Annotated in this window: 1 protein-coding gene; it reads right to left on the reverse strand. The window is 47.6% G+C overall.

Annotated elements, in window-relative coordinates; genetic code table 11:
• Positions 1–81 precede the first annotated feature (81 nt).
• Positions 82–1,296 (reverse strand): RtcB family protein, encoded by a 1,215-nt coding sequence (locus tag QL982_RS14390; protein ID WP_290162813.1) that lies wholly within the window; start codon positions 1,294–1,296, stop codon positions 82–84.
• Between the last annotated feature and the right edge of the window lie 13 nt (positions 1,297–1,309).

The raw sequence follows: 1,309 nt of genomic DNA on the forward strand, positions 1-1,309 counted from the left end.
ATCTGCGCTATTTTCCTTGTTTGACTGCGATTTATCTCATTTTTATCACCATTTTTAAAATGAGGACACGCCCTAGACTCTCTAACCCTTAATACACATGACCTGTTTCAGCGTATGCACCACCTCAACCAAATCTGTTTGATTGGCCATTACTTCATCGATGTCTTTATAAGCGCCTGGTATTTCATCGATGACACCTTTGTCTTTACGACATTCAACGCCATCCGTCTGCGCTTTTAGCTCATCGATAGTGAACGCGCGCATGGCTTTACCTCGACTCATCTGTCGCCCTGCCCCATGTGAACATGAGCAAAACGATTCCGCTGCGCCCAGACCGCGTACGATAAAGGACTTTGCGCCCATAGAGCCTGGGATAATTCCAAGCTCACCAGCATAAGCACTAATGGCACCTTTACGGGTCACATAGACTTGCTCACCAAAATGCACCTCTTCATTGACATAGTTATGATGACAATTGATGGCTTCTTTGGTCAGCTGAAATCGTGGTAATCCCGCTTGTGGCGACTGCAATGACTTAATGACCAAGCGCATCATCTCACGGCGATTTTCTAGCGCGTAGTCCTGCGCCCAGCCCACTGCTTCGACATAGTCAGCAAAACTATCAGACCCTTCGGCAAAGTAAGACAAATCACGATCTGGCACATGGCCGAAGCGCGATTGACGTTCTTTTTTGGCAAGGTTAATAAAGTACTGGCCGATACAATTACCGATGCCGCGACTGCCAGAATGCAGCATGACCCAGACATCCTTGTTTTCATCCAAGCACAGCTCAATGAAATGATTGCCACCGCCCAATGTCCCCAACTGTTTCGCCCACGTACGCTCAAAACCTTTAAGCATTTTGAGTAAACCTGGATGCTTATCAGTAATCGGTTTGAGGCGTTTGCCCAACGGATCAAGCGTTGAGTTCTTAGCTTGGATTTGCTTGTGCATGTTAAAGCCGACTGGCACTTGCTGCTCAACGATCGATCGCAATGACTTCAAACTGTCAGGCAAATCACTCGCTGTCAGAGACAAACGCACCGCGTTCATACCGCAGCCAATGTCCACACCGACTGCCGCAGGAATAATGGCGGACTTGGTCGGAATCACACTGCCGACTGTTGCGCCTTTGCCAACGTGCACATCGGGCATCACCGCAATGTGTGAGTGTACAAACTCTAGCTGGGCTAGATTGCGCAATTGCTGCATTGCACCTTGCTCAACATCTGAGGTGTAAATCTTGACGGGTACGCCGTGTTTGCGGTTTTCATTTAATATTAATTGAATGCTCATGATTTATTATTTC

This window comes from Psychrobacter sp. 5A.1 (assembly GCF_030407455.1).
In the GTDB taxonomy this organism is placed as follows: Bacteria; Pseudomonadota; Gammaproteobacteria; order Pseudomonadales; family Moraxellaceae; genus Psychrobacter.